19 protein-coding genes are annotated in these 18,371 nt (G+C 64.8%); 10 read left to right on the top strand and 9 right to left on the bottom strand.

What is annotated here, in order from left to right:
- The 4 genes from proB to rplU all read right to left on the bottom strand — a co-directional run.
- Nucleotides 1-693: glutamate 5-kinase (proB, locus tag N878_RS20090; protein WP_021445343.1), on the bottom strand; the 693-nt coding region annotated here is incomplete at its 3' end.
- Between the two features lie 81 nt (nt 694-774).
- Entirely contained in the window at nt 775-1,992 is a 1,218-nt protein-coding gene (cgtA, locus tag N878_RS20085) for an Obg family GTPase CgtA (protein ID WP_021445342.1), read from the bottom strand.
- A 141-nt stretch (nt 1,993-2,133) separates the two neighbouring features.
- On the bottom strand, nt 2,134-2,391 hold the full coding sequence (gene rpmA, locus N878_RS20080; RefSeq protein ID WP_031303584.1) for a 50S ribosomal protein L27: 258 nt from the start codon (nt 2,389-2,391) through the stop codon (nt 2,134-2,136).
- Nucleotides 2,392-2,428: 37 nt separating this feature from the next.
- A complete protein-coding gene (rplU, locus tag N878_RS20075) occupies nt 2,429-2,740 on the bottom strand; it encodes a 50S ribosomal protein L21 (protein WP_021445340.1) in 312 nt (103 codons plus the stop codon).
- A gap of 246 nt (nt 2,741-2,986) precedes the next feature.
- Between rplU and N878_RS20070 the strand changes: the two genes are divergently transcribed.
- Nucleotides 2,987-3,955 carry a polyprenyl synthetase family protein gene (locus N878_RS20070; protein WP_021445339.1) on the top strand — a complete coding sequence of 323 codons (969 nt, stop codon included), beginning with the start codon at nt 2,987-2,989 and terminating at the stop codon, nt 3,953-3,955.
- An 86-nt stretch (nt 3,956-4,041) separates the two neighbouring features.
- On the opposite strand, the gene N878_RS20065 is transcribed toward N878_RS20070, so the two are convergent.
- Entirely contained in the window at nt 4,042-4,800 is a 759-nt protein-coding gene (locus N878_RS20065; protein ID WP_021445338.1) for an SDR family oxidoreductase, read from the bottom strand.
- 108 nt (nt 4,801-4,908) lie between these two features.
- Here N878_RS20065 and N878_RS20060 point away from each other — a divergent pair, with 108 nt between their 5' ends.
- The 8 genes from N878_RS20060 to N878_RS20025 all read left to right on the top strand — a co-directional run bounded on the left by N878_RS20060 (nt 4,909) and on the right by N878_RS20025 (nt 12,337).
- Nucleotides 4,909-5,643, top strand: coding sequence for a HugZ family protein (locus N878_RS20060; RefSeq protein WP_021445337.1), 735 nt, complete (start codon nt 4,909-4,911; stop codon nt 5,641-5,643).
- A gap of 67 nt (nt 5,644-5,710) precedes the next feature.
- The gene (locus N878_RS20055; protein WP_021445336.1) at nt 5,711-6,175 is read left to right on the top strand and encodes an FxsA family protein; all 465 of its coding nucleotides are present in this window, start codon (nt 5,711-5,713) and stop codon (nt 6,173-6,175) included.
- Nucleotides 6,176-6,516: 341 nt separating this feature from the next.
- A complete protein-coding gene (locus N878_RS20050; RefSeq protein WP_021445335.1) occupies nt 6,517-6,810 on the top strand; it encodes a co-chaperone GroES in 294 nt (97 codons plus the stop codon).
- Nucleotides 6,811-6,859: 49 nt separating this feature from the next.
- The gene (groL, locus tag N878_RS20045; RefSeq protein ID WP_031303582.1) at nt 6,860-8,506 is read left to right on the top strand and encodes a chaperonin GroEL; all 1,647 of its coding nucleotides are present in this window, start codon (nt 6,860-6,862) and stop codon (nt 8,504-8,506) included.
- A gap of 367 nt (nt 8,507-8,873) precedes the next feature.
- Nucleotides 8,874-9,566 carry a lipopolysaccharide kinase InaA family protein gene (locus N878_RS20040; protein ID WP_021445333.1) on the top strand — a complete coding sequence of 231 codons (693 nt, stop codon included), beginning with the start codon at nt 8,874-8,876 and terminating at the stop codon, nt 9,564-9,566.
- A gap of 418 nt (nt 9,567-9,984) precedes the next feature.
- Nucleotides 9,985-10,221 (top strand): hypothetical protein, encoded by a 237-nt coding sequence (locus tag N878_RS20035; protein ID WP_031303580.1) that lies wholly within the window; start codon nt 9,985-9,987, stop codon nt 10,219-10,221.
- 143 nt (nt 10,222-10,364) lie between these two features.
- Nucleotides 10,365-11,183 (top strand): NYN domain-containing protein, encoded by an 819-nt coding sequence (locus tag N878_RS20030; RefSeq protein ID WP_021445331.1) that lies wholly within the window; start codon nt 10,365-10,367, stop codon nt 11,181-11,183.
- A gap of 68 nt (nt 11,184-11,251) precedes the next feature.
- A complete protein-coding gene (locus N878_RS20025; protein WP_021445330.1) occupies nt 11,252-12,337 on the top strand; it encodes a type I restriction endonuclease in 1,086 nt (361 codons plus the stop codon).
- Between the two features lie 857 nt (nt 12,338-13,194).
- On the opposite strand, the gene N878_RS20020 is transcribed toward N878_RS20025, so the two are convergent.
- From N878_RS20020 to N878_RS20010, 3 genes are all read right to left on the bottom strand, one after another.
- Nucleotides 13,195-14,022 (bottom strand): arylamine N-acetyltransferase, encoded by an 828-nt coding sequence (locus N878_RS20020; protein ID WP_021445329.1) that lies wholly within the window; start codon nt 14,020-14,022, stop codon nt 13,195-13,197.
- Nucleotides 14,023-14,146: 124 nt separating this feature from the next.
- Nucleotides 14,147-15,643: a CoA-acylating methylmalonate-semialdehyde dehydrogenase gene (locus N878_RS20015; RefSeq protein WP_021445328.1), complete on the bottom strand. Its 1,497-nt coding sequence runs from the start codon at nt 15,641-15,643 to the stop codon at nt 14,147-14,149.
- A 91-nt stretch (nt 15,644-15,734) separates the two neighbouring features.
- The gene (locus tag N878_RS20010) at nt 15,735-17,081 is read right to left on the bottom strand and encodes an aspartate aminotransferase family protein (protein ID WP_021445327.1); all 1,347 of its coding nucleotides are present in this window, start codon (nt 17,079-17,081) and stop codon (nt 15,735-15,737) included.
- 166 nt (nt 17,082-17,247) lie between these two features.
- On the opposite strand from N878_RS20010, the gene N878_RS20005 reads away from it, so the two are divergent.
- Nucleotides 17,248-18,165 carry a LysR family transcriptional regulator gene (locus N878_RS20005; protein WP_021445326.1) on the top strand — a complete coding sequence of 306 codons (918 nt, stop codon included), beginning with the start codon at nt 17,248-17,250 and terminating at the stop codon, nt 18,163-18,165.
- A 41-nt stretch (nt 18,166-18,206) separates the two neighbouring features.
- Here the strand turns inward: N878_RS20005 and N878_RS27020 are convergent.
- A partial coding sequence (locus N878_RS27020; protein ID WP_156350907.1) for a hypothetical protein occupies nt 18,207-18,371 on the bottom strand: 165 nt, incomplete at its 5' end.

Below are 18,371 nucleotides of genomic sequence, written 5' to 3'. Positions count from 1 at the left end.
CCCTGCGCCAGCCAGGAGCTGACCACCTACGGTTTCAGCGCGCCCTTCGGCAAGGGCGCCGACGCGCCGCTGGTGCATGTCAGCGGCGACTTCCTGCTGATCGGCACGCGCCTCGTTGATCAGCTTGGCGTCCGGATTGTGCCGCGGGTCGGCGTCGAACATGCCGTCGCGGTCGGTGAGGATCACCAGCAGGTCGGCCTCCACCAGGTTCGCCACCAGCGCAGCCAGGGTGTCGTTGTCGCCGAAGCGGATCTCGTCGGTGACCACGGTGTCGTTCTCGTTGATCACCGGCACCACGTCGAGGTCGACCAGGGTGCGCAGGGTGCTGCGCGCGTTGAGGTAACGCTTGCGGTCGGACAGGTCGTCGTGGGTCAGGAGGATCTGCGCGGTACGCCGGCCGTGCTCGGCGAAGCTCGACTCCCAGGCCTGGATCAGCACCATCTGGCCGATGGCGGCAGCCGCCTGCAGCTCGTGCATGGCGCTCGGTCGGCTGCTCCAGCCGAGGCGGCTCATGCCCGCGGCCACCGCGCCGGAGGACACCAGCACCAGCTCCACGCCCTGCTCGCGCAGGGCCACCATCTGCTTGACCCACACCGCCATGGCCGCCCGATCCAGGCCGCGCCCGTCGGCGGTCAGCAGCGCACTGCCGATCTTCACCACCCAGCGCCGCGCGCCGGTCACCTTGTCACGCATGATCTTCCAACCTTAGCCAGAAAACGATGGAGCCTGCCCCACCTACAAAAACGCCGCAATTAAGCGGCGTTGAAAACTTGCTTAATCCCGGACGTAAATGATTTCCGGGCCGTCGTCGTCATCTTCGTCGTCGAAGTCGTCTTCGTCGATATCGTCGACGCTGCGTACCCCGGCCTTGCGCAACGCACGCTGGTCGTCCAGCGCCTGCAAGCGGGCGCGCGCCTCGTCTTCGATGCGCTGATCCAGCTCGGCCAGCTCCTCGGCGAACTGCGGGTCCTCGGCGATGCGCTCACCGCGCACTTCCAGGTAATGCATGATGTCGCGGCAGATGCGCTCGGTGCCGTCGCGGCTGATGGCCGAGACCACGTAGACCGGGCCCTGCCAGCCCAGACGGGCGACGATGTCAGCCTTGCGCGCCTCGCGCTCGTCTTCCGGGATCTGGTCCATCTTGTTCAGCACCAGCCAGCGGTCGCGCTCGGCCAGCGCCGGGCTGAAGCGACCCAGCTCGTCGATGATCACCTGCGCCGACTCGGCCGGATCGCTCTCGTCCAGCGGCGCCATGTCCACCAGGTGCAGCAGCAGGCGGGTACGCGCCAGGTGCTTGAGGAAGCGAATGCCTAAGCCGGCGCCTTCCGATGCACCCTCGATCAGGCCCGGAATGTCGGCGACGACGAAGCTCTTGAAGCGGTCGACGCTGACCACGCCCAGGTTCGGTACCAGGGTGGTGAAGGGGTAGTCAGCCACCTTCGGCTTGGCCGCGGAAACGGCGCGGATAAAGGTGCTCTTGCCGGCGTTAGGCAGACCGAGCAGGCCGACGTCGGCCAGTACCTTGAGCTCCAGCTTGAGGTCGCGCGACTCGCCCGGCTTGCCCGGCGTGGTCTGCCGCGGCGCACGGTTGGTGCTGGACTTGAAGCGGGTGTTGCCCAGGCCGTGCCAGCCGCCCTGGGCGACCATCAGGCGCTGGCCGGGCTTGACCAGGTCGCCGATCACTTCCTGGGTGCCGGCGTCGATCACCGTGGTGCCGACCGGCACCGGCAGGAGCAGGTCCTCGCCCTTGGCCCCGGTGCAGTCGGTGCTGCCGCCCTTCTCGCCGTTCTGCGCGTGGAATTTGCGCGTGTAGCGGTAGTCGATCAGGGTGTTGAGGTTCTCGTCGGCGACGAGGAATACCGAACCGCCGTCGCCACCGTCGCCACCGTTGGGGCCGCCCTTCTCGATGAACTTCTCGCGGCGGAAGGCCATCATGCCGTTACCGCCGTCACCGGCTTTTACAAAAATCGAAACTTCGTCGACGAATTTCATGGATATGCCTCCCGCGTCACCTGCGGGCTGGAGGGAACGCTTGCCGGATCATCCAGAGCTAGCGGATCGGGCAAGCGAACCAAAGATACACAAATAAAAAAGCCCCGTCCTAGGGACAGGGCTTCTCCAGCGTGCCGGCGATTAAGCCTGGACGACGCTCACGTAGCGACGGCCGAAAGCGCCCTTCACTTCGAACTTGACCACGCCTTCGACTTTAGCGAAGAGGGTGTGGTCCTTGCCGATGCCCACGCCGAAACCGGGGTGGAACTGGGTGCCGCGCTGACGCACGATGATGTTGCCGGCCTTGATGACCTGGCCGCCGTACATCTTCACGCCAAGGCGTTTACTTTCGGAATCGCGGCCGTTACGGGTAGAACCGCCAGCTTTTTTGTGTGCCATGAGTCAATACTCCTATAAAGGGATCGGGGCCGACGAATCAGGCCTGGATACCGGTGATTTTGATCTCAGTGAACCACTGACGGTGGCCCTGACGCTTCATGTGGTGCTTACGACGGCGGAACTTGATGATGCGCACCTTGTCGTGACGACCTTGCGACACGACTTCGGCAACCACTTTAGCGCCGTCTACGACCGGAGCGCCGATCTTAACGTCGTCGCCATTGCCGATCAGCAGAACGCGATCGAAAGTCACGGCTTCGCCGGTAGCGACTTCGAGCTTCTCGATCTTGAGGAATTCGCCTTCGGTGACCTTGTATTGCTTGCCACCAGTAACAATCACTGCGTACATGGTAAATCTCCGTTGATCCTGCTCACCCAGCGCTTTAGAAAAGTCGTTATTGGCTGGCATGGCTGCTCGGGGCCGGAAGTGACGCCCTTGCAATTGCGTAAGGCAGGGAAATGCCCAGGGGGAAGTTCAGGGTGCGCGATTGTACGCAAGCCCGTGACGCCACGCAAGGCCCGCCGGCGCTTGCCTTGACAGCCCCCACCCCGCCACCTAGCATGCCGCGCAACCTCAAAGGAGCACCTTTCGCCGATGCAACCCCAGGCTTTCTACCGCGTGGTGGCGGACGATTTCACCGCCGTCGACGGCATCATCCGTCAACAACTGGTCTCGCGCGTACCGCTGGTGGAGAAGATCGGCGACTATATCATCTCCGCCGGCGGCAAACGCCTGCGCCCGCTGCTGGTGCTGCTCAGCGGCAAGGCGCTGGGCTATCGGGCCGACGACCTGCGTCTGCTGGCCGCCACCATCGAGTTCCTGCACACCGCCACCCTGCTGCACGACGACGTGGTCGACATGTCCGACATGCGCCGCGGCCGCAGCACCGCCAATGCCCAGTGGGGCAACGCACCGAGCGTGCTGGTGGGCGACTTCCTCTATTCGCGCTCGTTCGAAATGATGGTCGAGCTGGGCTCCATGCCGGTCATGCGCATCCTCTCCAAAGCCACCCGGGTGATCGCCGAGGGCGAGGTGCTGCAGCTGTCCAAGGTGCGCGACGCCAGCACCACGGAAGAGACCTACATGGAAGTCATCCGCGGCAAGACCGCCATGCTGTTCGAGGCCTCGACCCATGCCGCCGCGGCGCTGGCCGGCGCCAGCGAGGCGCAGAGCGAAGCCCTGCGCACCTTCGGCGACCACCTCGGCGTGGCCTTCCAGCTGGTCGACGACCTGCTCGACTACCGGGGCGACGCCGCCGAGCTGGGCAAGAACGTCGGCGACGACCTGGCCGAGGGCAAACCGACCCTGCCGCTGATCTACACCATGCGCGAAGGCAGCGAGGAGCAGGCCGCGCTGGTGCGCCGCGCCATCCAGAAGGGCGGCATCGAGGACCTGGAAAGCATCCGCGACGCCGTGGAAGCTGCCGGCGCCCTGGACTACACCGCGCAACTGGCGCGCGACTACGCCGAGCGCGCCATCGCCTGCCTGGACGCGCTGCCGGCCGGCGAGTACCGCGATGCGCTGGTCGAACTGAGCCGCTTCGCCGTCGCTCGCACACATTAAAAAGCAGCGGTGCCCACGGCGCACCAGCTGCCAGAAACGAAAACGCCCCGAACCAGTCGGGGCGTTTTCGTTTGCGCGACAGGCGATTACAGACGCAGGCCGCCGTCGAGCTCGAGGATGCGACCGGTGTAGTAGTCGTTCTCCAGGATATAGGCCACCGAGTGAGCGATCTCGGCCGGCTTGCCCATGCGCCGCAGCGGAATGCCGGCGGTCATCTTCTCCAGCGCTTCCGGCTTCATGCTGCCGGTCATCTCGGTTTCGATGAAGCCCGGCGCCACGCCGGCGACGCGGATGCCGTAGCGCGCCAGTTCCTTGGCCCAGACCACGGTGTCGGCGGCGACGCCGGCCTTGGCCGCGGAGTAGTTGGCCTGGCCCATGTTGCCGGCGCGGGAGATCGAGGAGATGTTGACGATCGCGCCTTCATTCTTCAGCTCGATCATCTTCGCCGCCACTTCGCGGGTGCAGAGGAACACCCCGGTCAGGTTGACGTCGATCACCGCCTGCCACTGCGCCAGGCTCATCTTGCTCATCTCGCCGTCCTTGACGCGGATGGTCAGGCCGTCGCGGAGGATGCCGGCATTGTTGACCAGACCGTTGATGGCGCCGAAGTCCTCGGCCACCTGGGCGACCATGTGGATCACCTGCTCTTCATTGGCCACGTTGCACAGGTAGCTGCGGGCGTCACCGCCGGCCTCCTTGCAGGCGGCCACGGCTTCGTCGAGTTTTTCCTGGTTCAGGTCGACCAGCGCCAGCTTGGCGCCCTTGGCCGCCAGGTACTCGCCCATGGCGCGGCCCAGGCCCTGACAACCACCGGTGATGATGATGACTTTGTCTTTCAGTTGCATCGCGTTATCCCCTCAAGTTGCAGCATTAACCAGCCCCGCTGACGCCTGCGAACCGCTATGCTAGGGCGCCTGTCCGTTTCTGACGGATTCTTTGCGAGGAGTCATAAGGTGAGCGTGAAAGCCGGCAAGCATGCACGAGAATTGCTGCTCAAGGAATACCGTGGCGTGCTCAGCACCCACTCCAAGGCCATGCCGGGCTTCCCCTTCGGATCGGTGGTGCCCTACTGCCTGGACGCCGAGGGCCGGCCGCTGATCCTGATCAGTCGCATCGCCCAGCACACCCATAATCTCGGGCAGGACGCCAAGTGCTCGCTGCTGGTCGGCGAGCGCGGCGCAGAGGATGTGCAGGCGGTCGGCCGCCTCACTCTGCTCGCCGAAGCACGACAGTTGCGTGACGAAAGCGAAATCGAGGCGGCCGCCCAGCGTTATTACCGCTTTTTCCCCCAATCGCGCGACTACCATCGGGCGCATGATTTCGATTTCTGGCGGCTGGAACCGGTGCGCTGGCGTTTCATCGGCGGTTTCGGCGCCATTCACTGGCTCGACGAGGTCGCCCTGGCCAACCCCTTCGCGACCGACGGCAGCGAAGCGAGCATGGTCGAGCACATGAACGCCGACCACGCCGACGCCATCGCCCACTACGTCGCGCTGGCCGGGCTGCCAGGGCAGGAGCCGGCGCAGCTGGCCGGCATCGACAGCGAGGGCTTCCACCTGCGCATCGGCCAGAGCCTTTACTGGCTGCCCTTCCCCGCCCCGTGCGGCAATCCGGGCGCGGTGCGCCAGGCCCTGGTGCAGCTGGCGCGCGCCGAGCACTGGCCGACCGACGGCGCGGTTTCAGCTTGAATTAAGCGCCGCGCCCCATATTAAGAACCTACGGGAAGCCCGACTTCCGCCAAGGACACTTCGACCCATGCGTGTGTTTCTGTTTCTCTTCCTGCTGTTCCCGATCATCGAGCTGGCCCTGCTGATCCAGGTCGGCAGCGCCATCGGTGTGCTGCCGACGCTGCTGCTGGTGATCGGCACCGCCGTGCTCGGCAGCCTATTGCTGCGCGTGGCCGGCGTCGCCACCGCCTGGCGCGCCCGCGAGAAGCTGGCGCGCGGCGAGCTGCCCGAACAGGAAATGCTCGAAGGCCTGCTGATCGCCGTCGGTGGCGGCCTGCTGCTGCTACCGGGCTTTATCAGCGACATCTTCGGCGTGCTCTGCCTGATTCCCTTCACCCGCCGCCTGCTGGTCGGCATGCTGCGCCGCCGCGCCGAGGAACAGGCCCTGCGCCAGCGCGCCTTCTTCGACGATATGGCCGCGCGCGCCGGGCAGAGCCGCCCGGGGGCGCCCCGTCCGAATGTGCTGGAAGGCGAATACGAACGCCGCGACTGAAGCAGCTCCCCAACGCCCCCGCAGGAGCCGGCGGGCTGGCGATCCCGCAGCCCGCCGATGACCAGCCAGCCGACTCCGACAAGATGACAGCCACGCCCTGGCGCTTGCGCCAAGCCATCCGGGATGCCACCTCCCTCGCCGATGCAAAAAATTTGCACCCCGGCCCTTGAAATACCCTCGCCCGCCCACATGTAGCAGTCACCGCAAGGTGCCTGCCCTCCGAGGCAGTCAGACTTTCGCGGTGTGCACCGCGCACCGCACCCGGCTCCGCCGGATTTTACAAACCCGCCGGCCACACAAGAGTCGGCAAGTTGGCCATCAATTGTTAGGAGAGATCGACAATGAAGCTTCGTCCTCTGCATGACCGCGTCGTGATCCGTCGCAGCGAAGAAGAGACCAAAACCGCTGGCGGCATCGTGCTGCCGGGTTCCGCTGCCGAGAAGCCGAACCAGGGCGAGATCGTCGCCGTCGGCACCGGTCGCGTGCTGGACAACGGCGAAGTACGTCCGCTGGCCGTCAAGGTCGGTGACAAGGTGGTATTCGGCCCCTACTCCGGCAGCAACACCGTCAAGGTCGACGGCGAAGACCTGCTGGTGATGGGCGAGAACGAAATCCTCGCCGTCATCGAAGCCTGATTCGCGCCAGTCTCCGTTTAACCGTCAAGAATTCTGAGGATTGATCAACATGGCTGCTAAAGAAGTCAAATTCGGCGATTCCGCCCGCAAGAAAATGCTCATCGGCGTCAACGTCCTGGCCGACGCGGTAAAAGCCACCCTCGGCCCGAAAGGCCGTAACGTGGTGCTGGCCAAGTCCTTCGGCGCGCCGACCATCACCAAGGACGGCGTTTCGGTTGCCAAGGAAATCGAACTGAAGGACGCCTTCGAGAACATGGGCGCCCAGCTGGTCAAGGACGTCGCGTCCAAGGCCAACGACGCCGCCGGTGACGGCACCACCACCGCCACCGTGCTGGCCCAGGCCATCGTCAACGAAGGCCTGAAGTCGGTCGCTGCCGGCATGAACCCGATGGATCTGAAGCGCGGCATCGACAAGGCCACCAGCGCCATCGTCGCCCAGCTCAAGGACCTGGCCAAGCCCTGCACCGACACCAAGGCCATCGCCCAGGTCGGCACCATCTCCGCCAACTCCGACAACTCCATCGGTGACATCATCGCCGAGGCCATGGAGAAGGTCGGTAAAGAAGGCGTGATCACCGTCGAAGAAGGCTCGGGCCTGGAAAACGAACTGTCCGTCGTCGAAGGCATGCAGTTCGACCGTGGCTACCTGTCGCCCTACTTCATCAACAAGCCGGACACCATGGTTGCCGAGCTGGAAGGCCCGCTGCTGCTGCTGGTGGACAAGAAGATCAGCAACATCCGCGAACTGCTGCCGGTACTGGAAGCCGTCGCCAAGGCCGGTCGCCCGCTGCTGATCGTCGCCGAAGACGTCGAAGGCGAAGCCCTGGCCACCCTGGTGGTCAACAACATGCGTGGCATCGTCAAGGTCGCTGCCGTCAAGGCTCCGGGCTTCGGCGACCGCCGCAAGGCCATGCTGCAGGACATCGCCATCCTCACCGGCGGCACCGTGATCAGCGAAGAAGTCGGCCTGTCCCTGGAAAGCGCCACCCTGGAGCACCTGGGTAACGCCAAGCGCGTGGTGCTGAACAAGGACAACACCACCATCATCGACGGCGCCGGCGCCCAAGCCGACATCGAAGCCCGCGTGGCGCAGATCCGCAAGCAAGTCGAAGACACCACCTCCGACTACGACAAAGAGAAGCTGCAAGAGCGTCTGGCCAAGCTGGCCGGCGGTGTTGCCGTGATCAAGGTCGGCGCTGCCACCGAAGTCGAGATGAAAGAGAAGAAGGCCCGCGTCGAAGACGCCCTGCACGCCACCCGCGCTGCAGTGGAAGAAGGCGTGGTGCCTGGCGGCGGCGTTGCCCTGGTGCGCGCGCTGCAGGCCATCGAAGGCCTGAAGGGCGACAACGAAGACCAGAACGTCGGCATCGCCCTGCTGCGTCGCGCCGTCGAAGCGCCGCTGCGCCAGATCGTCGCCAACGCCGGCGGCGAGCCGAGCGTGGTGGTCGACAAGGTCAAGCGGGGTTCGGGCAACTTCGGCTTCAACGCCGCTACCGACACCTATGGCGACATGATCGAGATGGGCATCCTCGACCCGGCCAAGGTCACCCGTTCGGCCCTGCAGGCTGCTGCCTCCATCGGCGGCCTGATGATCACCACCGAGGCCATGGTGGCCGAAGCGGCTGACGACAAGGCCCCGGCCATGCCGGATATGGGCGGCATGGGCGGTATGGGTGGCATGGGCGGCATGATGTAAGCCAGCCCGGCTCCCTCGCTGTAACAAGAACCCCGCGCTCGTCGCGGGGTTTTTTATGGGCGGCCCGCGAGCCGGCGCGGCGCGCGGCCAGATAATACCGGCGACGGCCCTGCCGGGTACGCCGTGCACACCGAGCCCCTGCCCCGTCGCGCCCCTTGCCAGGTGCGACGGCCAGCCCCGGCGCCCCGGGGGCGTGCAATTCGCAACGCGGCGCACGGCGCCCATGCGCCCGACCGCTGCATAGCTTTCTATGGACTTGACCGCGAGCTTTGCTTAGTTTGTCCCCGTGTCGGCTGCGCCGGCGCACCCGAATGGCTGCCCCCGAGGGCGCGGGCGGCCCGGACAGACAGGCAAAAGAACAACGACCATGACCCTCGGTACCTCTGGCGACACCCAGCAACACCCCTTTCAACATTGGTGGCAACTGCGCGGCGAATGGGTGGAAGAGCCCAACCAGCGCCGCGGCGGCGAAAGCGGTGTGCAGCGCCTGCAACGGCAGGACGCGGTCTGGTACGCCAAGCGCCAGGTCGGCCACCTCTATCGCAGCCTGCTGCACCCCAGGGGCCGCCCCACCGTGCTGCGCGAACGCAAGGCGCTGCGCGCCCTCGACGCCCTCGGCGTGGCCGTGCCACAGCTGATCTACTGCGGCGTCGAACGCGACCCGCAGCAGGGCTGGCGCGGCCTGCTGGTCACCGCGGCGCTGGACGGTTTCGCAGATATCGAGGGCTGGTACGCCGACGGCGGCCGCCAGGCCTGCGGCGAAGCGCGACACGCACAGCTGCTGCAACAGATCGGCGCCACCCTGGCGCGCATGCACCTGGGCCGCTGGCAGCACGGCTGCCTGTACGCCAAGCACGTCTTCGTACGCCTGGACGGCGACGCCCCGCAGGTGGCCCTGCTCGACCTGGAAAAGAGCCGCCGGCGCCTCAGCCGGGTACGCGCCGCGCGCCACGACCTGCGCCAGCTGCGGCGCCACAGCCCCTGGTCGGACGCAGACTGGCAGCAGCTGCTGCAGGGCTATCGCCAGGTATTCGCCGGCGGCGCCAATGGCCTGGGCTAGCCGGGGTCGACAACGCTGCCAGAGATTCACGGTACGCCTCTTGCTTAAAAAACATACATGCCGGCCCAGCGCCGGCATCTGTTTGCCGCCTACGGGCGATCTTTTCGCACCACCCTCACCAGGACGTGGCTCTGCCCCGCAGCTTTGCGCCGGGCAGCAGGGTCAGCTGCGCCACTCTGGCCCCGCTTACCCACCGCCAAGGCCGGCCGCTACAGGGTGCTCCCAAAGGCACCAAAGGTGACGCCTGGACGTTACCCGCACACAGATGGAACCAACCGGGCCGGCCCGTGTCCCAGCACAGCCCCCAGGTGGTGCCAGCCATAGGCAGTGACCGTTCGTCGCGCAAGACCACGACCGAACGGTGGGTGATCTAGGTTTAGCGAACAGCGTTTGGCAGCGCTTTCAAGGGGTTATCAAAATGAAATTAGAAACAGCACGAGGTTTATTCCTCGGCCTCGCCCTCAGCGTCACGGCCATTGCCGCCGCTGCCTGGCAGGAACCCGCCCCGCGCGTGCTGGAAGCCCGCGACTGCAGCGCCACCGAAGCCTGCCCCAGCGCCCCGCCGCGCAAACCGGCGCCGACGCAAGCCAAACCGGACGCCAACCTGCTGGTGCTGATGTTCGGCCTGAGCGGCGCGCTGAAGGGCGAGCAGTAACGCCCGTTCCGCAACGAGGAAGTTGCGCTCGACCCGGGACGGGTTGAGCGCCCCGCCCCGCGCGAATACCACGGGCATCGACGCTCTGGCATCGCCCCAGCATTCGCAGTAAGGTCAGGCATCCCCTCTCGCAAGGATGCCGCATGGCCACCAAAGCCCCCGCCTCCCGCCAGCAGAAGCACCTCGCGGTGCTGATCGACGCCGACAACGCCCCCGCCGCCATAGTCGAAGGCCTGTTCGAGGAAATCGCCAAATACGGCGTCGCCAGCGTCAAGCGCATCTACGGCGACTGGACACTGCCCAACCTGGGCGGCTGGAAAAAGGTGCTGCTCGACCACTCCATCCAGCCGATCCAGCAGTTCGCCTACACCAAGGGCAAGAACGCCACCGACAGCTCGCTGATCATCGACGCCATGGACCTGCTCTATACCCGGCGCTTCGACGGCTTCTGCCTGGTCTCCAGCGACAGCGACTTCACCCGGCTGGCGGCGCGCCTGCGCGAGGAAGGGCTGACCGTCTACGGCTTCGGCGAGGAGAAGACCCCCTCGCCCTTCGTCTCGGCCTGCGACAAGTTCATCTATACGGAAATCCTTCGCGCCGACGCCGCCGAGCCAGCGGAAGAACCGCCCAGCAACGGCGACAAGACCAAAGCCGCCGCTGGCGAGACCACAGCCACCGAACCGACCAAGGCGTCCACCAAGCCGAAGGTACAGAAGGTACCGGTGGACTTTATCGCCAAGGTCATCGACGACAGCGACGACGAGGACGGCTGGATCCAACTCGGCGCCCTCGGCTCGAACATCAGCAAACTGCGCCCGGCATTCGATGCCCGGCTATACGGCTTCAAGAAGCTCAGCGATTTGATCAAGGGGCATTCGAAGCGGTTTGAGCTGCAGGTGCGCGGCAGCAGTGCGACGGGGGGTGAGGCGCTGTATGTGCGGAATCGGAAGGCGGGGAAATAGCTTTGCAGCTAATGTTGGTAGGCATCGTTTCGCCCAGCGCAAGGGTTTAACACAAGAAGGTACAAGATATGGAATTCTTTGAGAAACTGAATAGCCTCGCATCTAAGATTCGCCAACAAGGCGCAGCCATCAAAACAGAAGAGGCCACAAAAAACGCCTTCGTAATGCCGTTCATAAACACCGTGCTGGGATATGACGTATTTGACCCAACAGAAGTGACCCCAGAGTTCGTCTGCGACGTAGGCACGAAGAAAGGCGAAAAAATTGACTACGCAATATTGAAAGACGGTGAAGTTCAAATCTTGGTTGAATGCAAGAAAATTGGCGAGCCATTGAACATCAACCATGCCTCTCAACTATTCCGCTACTTTCATGTTACCAACGCACGTATTTCGATTCTTACCAACGGTCAAGTGTACAAATTTTTCACCGATCTTGACGCGCCTAACAAGATGGACGAAAAACCCTTCCTTGAGCTGGACCTACTTGACATAGATGAACATGCAGTACCAGAGCTTATAAAACTCACCAAATCCGCCTTCGACGTAGAGTCCATTATCAACTCCGCTGGCGAACTCAAGTATGTCAGCCAAATAAAAAAGGAAATTGCCGCGCAATTCAGCAAACCGGAGGACGACTTTGTTAAATTTTTCGCATCGCGCGTTTACGACGGGATGATTACCCAGAAAGTACGCGAACAATTCACGGAACTGACCCGCAAAGCCGTTGCTCAATTCTTGAGCGACCAAGTAAATGATCGCTTGAAGTCTGCGATGAGTGGAGCAATTCAACCCAGTTATGCCTCTACCGTAACAGCGCCTAATGAGGCACCGACAGAGCAGCAAGGCGAGTCAGCGGAAGACAAGGTGATAACCACACTAGAAGAACTTGAGGGCTATCACATAGTCAAGGCAATCGTCCGCTCGGTTGTAGATTCAAAGCGGATTGTCCAGCGTGATACTCAAAGCTACTTTGGCATTCTGCTGGACGATAACAACCGAAAACCTATCTGTCGCCTTCACTTCAATCGACTGCAAAAATACATCGGCATTTTTGATCAAGAAAAGAACGAGACGCGCCACCCAATTGGCTCACTGGACGAAATTTACGACTTTGCAGATCAGCTGAAAACGACGATAAGTTTTTACTCATGAGTAGATAATTTGAGATATCCGTAGGGTGGACAACGCGAAGCTTGTCCACCAAGGCGCCTCACAAGATATGCGCCATTCCGACACGGCGCTTTTCGCCCTTACGGCGAGTCACTTTCTCTTTGCTCGCGCGAAAGAGAAAGTAACCAAAGAGAAAGCGCGCCCGGCATCCGGGTTTCGCTCCGCGAAACTTCCCTCGCTCCGGCGCTGCTCCGAGGGTCGTCACGGTGGGCCATCCCTGGCCCATCGTTCCTCGTTTGGCATCCATGCCAAACGCCCCTCTCCACAGCACCTCCACTCGGCCTCCTGACGGGATCAAGAATCGCGTCGCCTACCAGATTCGTGGACCCAACTGCGGAAAGCCATGGGTTACACCCGCCCTGCAGCTTGGCTTCTGGTAGTCCTGCACAGAACGATCAGGCGCCGCCAAACGCCCCTTCAGGAGGCCGAGCGGAATCGTTGCGGAAGGCGCGAGCCGCATGGATGCGGCGAGATACCGATGGCGGCCCCGCGTAAAGGGCCGGACGGCCCTTGTACGCCGGTCCCTGGAGCAACGATGGAGTGAGGGGAGTCGAGCGCAGCATGACGGGGACGCCTAGTTCCGGATGGCGGGGCACAGCGTTTTGCTTACTTTTTTGCGGGGCCGGCCATCCGGCGTTTGAAAAAAGTGAGTCGCCGTAAGGGCGATACGGAGCGAAGCGTAGTAACAGCCGCAGGCTGGCCCGAAGGGCGAGCGAAGCGAGTCAACCGTAATCACGGACGACGAACAAGCGGCGTCGGAGTGCAAAAAGCCAAAAGCGCCCTCTCCCCTAGGCCCTCCCACAGGCGGCTAGCGGCCGGGGATACCAGCAGGCCTCAGCTCACGCCCCCGCAATCAACCTCTCGATAATCCCGCGCAACTCGGGATGCTCCGGCACCCGAATGCCGAACTCATCGCGCAATACCTCCAGCACCGCATCGACGCTCTGCAGCTGCACCCGCTCGCTGTCCTGCCCCAGGCGATGGATGGCGAAGCTGCCATTGTTCAGCGTCTTGCGCAGGCCCGGCCCGGTGCGGGCGGCGATCATCTGGCCGAGAAAGGGCGAATCCGGATGGGTGCACACGTACCAGTTGCCGACCACGTAATCGATATCCGCCACCTTCTGCAGATCGAACAGGTACATCGCCCGCCAGCTGCCGGCCACCAGCGCCCGCAAGGTATAGGTGCCGTCCACCAGCGTCAGGCGATAGGGCTCGTGCGGCGTGGCCTGCTGCGCCTCGCTGTCCAGCCGCAGCGGGCCGGTCGGCACCATGCCGCCGAAGCCGACATCGGCGATGTAGCGCACGCCGTCCAGGGTCACCAGCACCAGCATATGGGTGCGCGCCGGCTGGGCATCCTCCGGCCCGCCCATCACCACCCGCCCGGTCACGCCGCGCGCGTCGAAGCCCAGCGCCTGCAACAGCAGCAGAAACAGGCGGTTGAGCTCGAAGCAGTAACCGCCACGGCCCTGACGCAGCAGCTTGTCCTGGATCGCGGCGGGCTCGACCTGCACCGGCACGCGCAGCATGCTCGCCAGGGTTTCGAAGGGGAACTCGGCGGTATGCCGCGCCTGCAGTTCGCGCAGGGTGTCTAGGGTCGGAGGTGGCGCCGAGGAGTAACCCAGGCGCTCGAGGTATGTGTGCAGCTCCAGCTTGAATGCTTCGGTCATCGTGCATCTCCCTTTTCTACCTGCCGGCTGTTGTACCAGAGGCGGCCGCTGGGAGATACGCATGGGGCCGATAGCAAAAAGGCCGGTCTTGCGACCGGCCTCTGCTGCAACGCTTCAGCTCACCTCAGCCATTGCTGGGGAAGGCGAACTGCGCCGCCTCGTGGCTCTTGCGCGCCGGCCAGCGTTGGGTGATGGCCTTCTTGCGGGTGTAGAAGCGCACGCCGTCCGGGCCGTAGGCATGCAGGTCGCCGAACAGCGAGCGCTTCCAGCCGCCGAAGCTGTGGTAGGCCACCGGTACCGGCAGCGGCACGTTGACGCCGACCATGCCCACTTCGATCTCGTCGCAGAACAGCCGCGCCGCTTCGCCGTCGCGGGTGAAGATGCAGGTGCCGTTGCCGTACTCGTGGTCGTTGATCAGCTGCATGGCCTCTTCCAGGCTGCCGACGCGGACGATGCACAGCACCGGGCCGAAGATTTCGTCGGTGTAGATGGCCATCTCCGGGGTCACCTTGTCGAACAGGGTGCCGCCGACGAAGTAGCCGTCCTCATGCCCGGCGACGCGGTAGCCGCGGCCGTCCACCACCAGCTCGGCGCCGGCCTTGACGCCGTCGTCGATATAGCCGACCACCTTGTCGCGCGCCGCGGCGGTGACCAGCGGGCCCATATCCAGGCCGCACTGGGTGCCGGCGCCGATCTTCAGCGCCTTGATCTGCGGCACTATCTTGTCGACCAGCGCGTCGGCGATCTGGTCGCCCACGCACACGACCACCGAGATGGCCATGCAGCGCTCGCCGCAGGAGCCGTAGGCGGCGCCCATCAGCGCGCTGACGGCGTTGTCCAGGTCGGCGTCGGGCATCAGCACGGCGTGGTTCTTGGCGCCGCCGAGGGCCTGCACGCGCTTGCCGCGCTTGGTGCCCTCGCTGTAGATGTACTCGGCGATCGGCGTCGAGCCGACGAAGCTCAGCGCCTTGACCTCGGGCGCTTGGATCAGCGCGTCGACCGCGTCCTTGTCGCCGTTGACCACGTTGAGCACGCCCTTGGGCAGGCCGGCCTGCTGCGCCAGTTCGGCGATGAACAGGGTGGAGCTGGGGTCGCGCTCGGACGGCTTCAAGATGAAGCAGTTGCCGCAGACGATGGCCAGCGGGTACATCCACAGCGGCACCATGGCCGGGAAGTTGAACGGGGTGATGCCGGCGACCACGCCGATCGGTTGCAGGTCGCTCCAGGCGTCGATGTTCGGGCCGACGTTGCGGCTGTATTCGCCCTTGAGGAGTTCCGGGGCGGCGCAGGCGAACTCGACGTTCTCGATGCCGCGCTTGAGCTCGCCGATGGCGTCCTCGATGGTCTTGCCGTGCTCGGCGCTGATCAGCTGGGCGATCTCGTTCTCGTTCTGTTCCAGCAGCTGCTTGAAGCGGAACATGATCTGCGCGCGCTTGGCCGGCGGGGTGTTGCGCCAGGCCGGGAAGGCGGCCTTGGCGGCGTCGATGGCCCGCTGCATGGTGGCGCGGTCGGCGAGGCCGACCTGGCGGGTCGATTCGCCGGTGGAGGGGTTGAACACCGGGGCGCTGCGTTCGTTGCCGGCGACGCGTTCGCCGTTGATCAGGTGCGGGATAAGGCTCATGGGGCTCTCCGTTATCGAATGAATTGCGGGGTGGGCCTGAGGCCCTCTCCCCCGGCCCCACTCCCGCTGGCGGGAGTGGGGAGAAAAAGCGTCAGTCCAGGCTGTTCAGGGTCTCGCCGACGGCGTTGAACAGGCGGTCGAGGTCGTCCATCCGGGCGTTGAAGGTCGGCCCGAACTGCAGGGTGTCGCCACCGAAGCGCACGTAGAAGCCGGCCTTCCACAGTTTCAGCCCGGCCTCGAACGGGCGGATCACCGGGTCGCCGTCGCGCGCGGCAATCTGGATGGCGCCGGCCAGGCCGCAGTTACGGATGTCGACCACGTGCTTGCTGCCCTTGAGGCCATGCAGCGCCCGGCCGAACTGCGGCGCCAGCTCGGCCGCCTGCTGGATCAGGTTCTCGCGTTTGAGCAGCTCCAGCGAGGCCAGGCCGGCGGCGCAGGCCACCGGGTGGGCCGAGTAGGTGTAGCCGTGGGTGAACTCGACCATATGCTCGGGCGACGGCTGCTGCATGAAGGTGTTGTAGATCTCGCTGGAGGCCACCACCGCGCCGAGCGGCACGGCGCCGTTGGTGATCTGCTTGGCGGCGTTGATGATGTCCGGGGTCACGCCGAAGTATTCCGCGCCGCTCCACTTGCCCATGCGACCGAAGGCGGTGATCACCTCGTCGAAGATCAGCAGGATATTGTGCTGGGTGCAGATCTCGCGCAGGCGCTGCAGGTAGCCCTTGGGCGGCACGATGACGCCGGCCGAGCCGGACATCGGCTCGACTATCACCGCGGCGATGTTGGAGGCGTCGTGCAGCTCGATCAGCTTGAGCAGCTCGTTGGCCAGCTCGACGCCGCCGCTCTCGGCCATGCCGTTGGTGTAGGCCAGGTGCGGCTGCAGGGTGTGCGGCAGGTGGTCGACGTCCATGAACTGGCCGTACATCTTGCGGTTGCCGCCGATGCCGCCGAGCGAGGTGCCGGCGATATTGACGCCGTGGTAGCCGCGGGCGCGGCCGATGAACTTGGTCTTGGCCGGCTGGCCTTTCAGGCGCCAGTAGGCCTTGGCCATCTTCACCGCGGTGTCGGCGCACTCGGAGCCGGAGCCGGTGAAGAACACGTGGTTGAGCTCGCCCGGCATCAGGTCGGCGATCTGCTCGGCCAGCTGGAAGGACAAGGGGTGGCCGTACTGGAAGCCCGGCGAGTAGTCGAGGGTGCCGAGCTGCTTGGCCACGGCCTCCTGGATTTCCTTGCGCGAGTGGCCGGCGCCGCAGGTCCACAGGCCAGACAGGCTGTCGTAGATCTTGCGGCCGGCATCGTCGAACAGCCAGCTGCCTTCGGCACCGACGATGATCCGCGGGTCGCGCTGGAACTGGCGATTGGCGGAAAACGGCATCCAGTGGGCATCCAGCTTGAGCTGGCTGGCCAGGGAGGGGGTGGCGGTCTGCGGCATGTTCATCGGCGGCCTCGGGCTGGCGGTGTTTGGGTGATTCGTAGTCCGCTCAGAGCGATTCGCGGCTAACGCCGCTCCTACGAAAGCCTATCTGTTGCCAGCAAAGGTGCCACGGGCATAGAGTCAGTAAAACAGCACTCTTCTTATCTTCAGTTAAAGGCTTACTAAACAAATGAGCAGCCGCCGCCCCGATCCGCTGGCCCAGGTCAGCGACTTTGAAATCCGCCTGCTCAAGCTGTTTCGCAGCGTGGTGGAATGCGGCGGTTTTTCCGCCGCGGAAAGTGCGCTGGGCATCGGCCGTTCGGCCATCAGCCAGCAGATGAGCGACCTGGAGCAGCGCCTCGGCCTGCGCCTGTGCCAGCGCGGCCGCGCCGGCTTCGCCCTGACCGAGGAAGGCCGCGAGGTGTACCAGAGCACCCTGCAGCTGCTGGCGGCGCTGGAGAGCTTTCGCACCGAGGTCAACGGCCTGCACCGCCATCTGCGCGGCGAGCTGAACATCGGCCTGACCGACAACCTGGTGACCATCCCGCACATGCGCATCACCAACGCCCTGGCGCGGCTCAAGGCGCAGGGCCCGGACGTGCGCATCCATATCCGCATGACGCCGCCGTCGGAGGTGGAACAGGGCGTGCTCGACGGCCGCCTGCACGTCGGCGTGGTGCCGCAGGTCGGCGCGCTGTCCGGCCTGGAGTACCAGACCCTGTACGACGAGCGCTCGCTGCTCTACTGCGCGGTCGGCCATCCGCTCTTCTACGTCGACGACCAGCAGCTGGAGGACGAGCGCCTCAACGCCCAGGAGGCCATCGCCCCGACCTTCCGCCTGCCGCCGGAGGTGCAGAACCACTACCAGGCGCTGAACTGCACGGCCAGCGCCTCGGACCGCGAGGGCATGGCCTTTCTCATCCTCACCGGACGCTATATCGGCTACCTGCCCGACCACTACGCCCAGGCCTGGGTGCAGCAGGGCCGCCTGCGCGCGCTCAAGGCCGCCAGCCGCTTCTACGACATCAGCCTGGCGGCGGTGACGCGCAAGGGCCGCCGCGCACACCTGGTGCTGGAGAGCTTTCTCGAGGCGCTGGCCGAATCCTGAGCGGGCGCTGGCGAAAATAGGTCGCGCGCCGGCGCCAGGCGCTAAGGCTCGACGCTGAATTCCAGGCGGGCGGTCTGGCCGCCCTCGTCGAGCACGCTGAGCTGGTGCCGGCCGACCGCGAACGCATGGGCGAAGGGCGCCCCCGCGGCGCTGTCACCCAGCGGCCGGCCGTCGACGAACCACCAGCGTCGGCCGCTTCCGCCGAG

It is taken from the genome of Pseudomonas sp. EGD-AK9 (genome assembly GCF_000465935.2).
Lineage (GTDB): Bacteria > Pseudomonadota > Gammaproteobacteria > Pseudomonadales > Pseudomonadaceae > Aquipseudomonas.
Note: the sequence above shows the minus strand (reverse complement) of the source record. Positions and strands in the feature narration are given on the sequence as shown.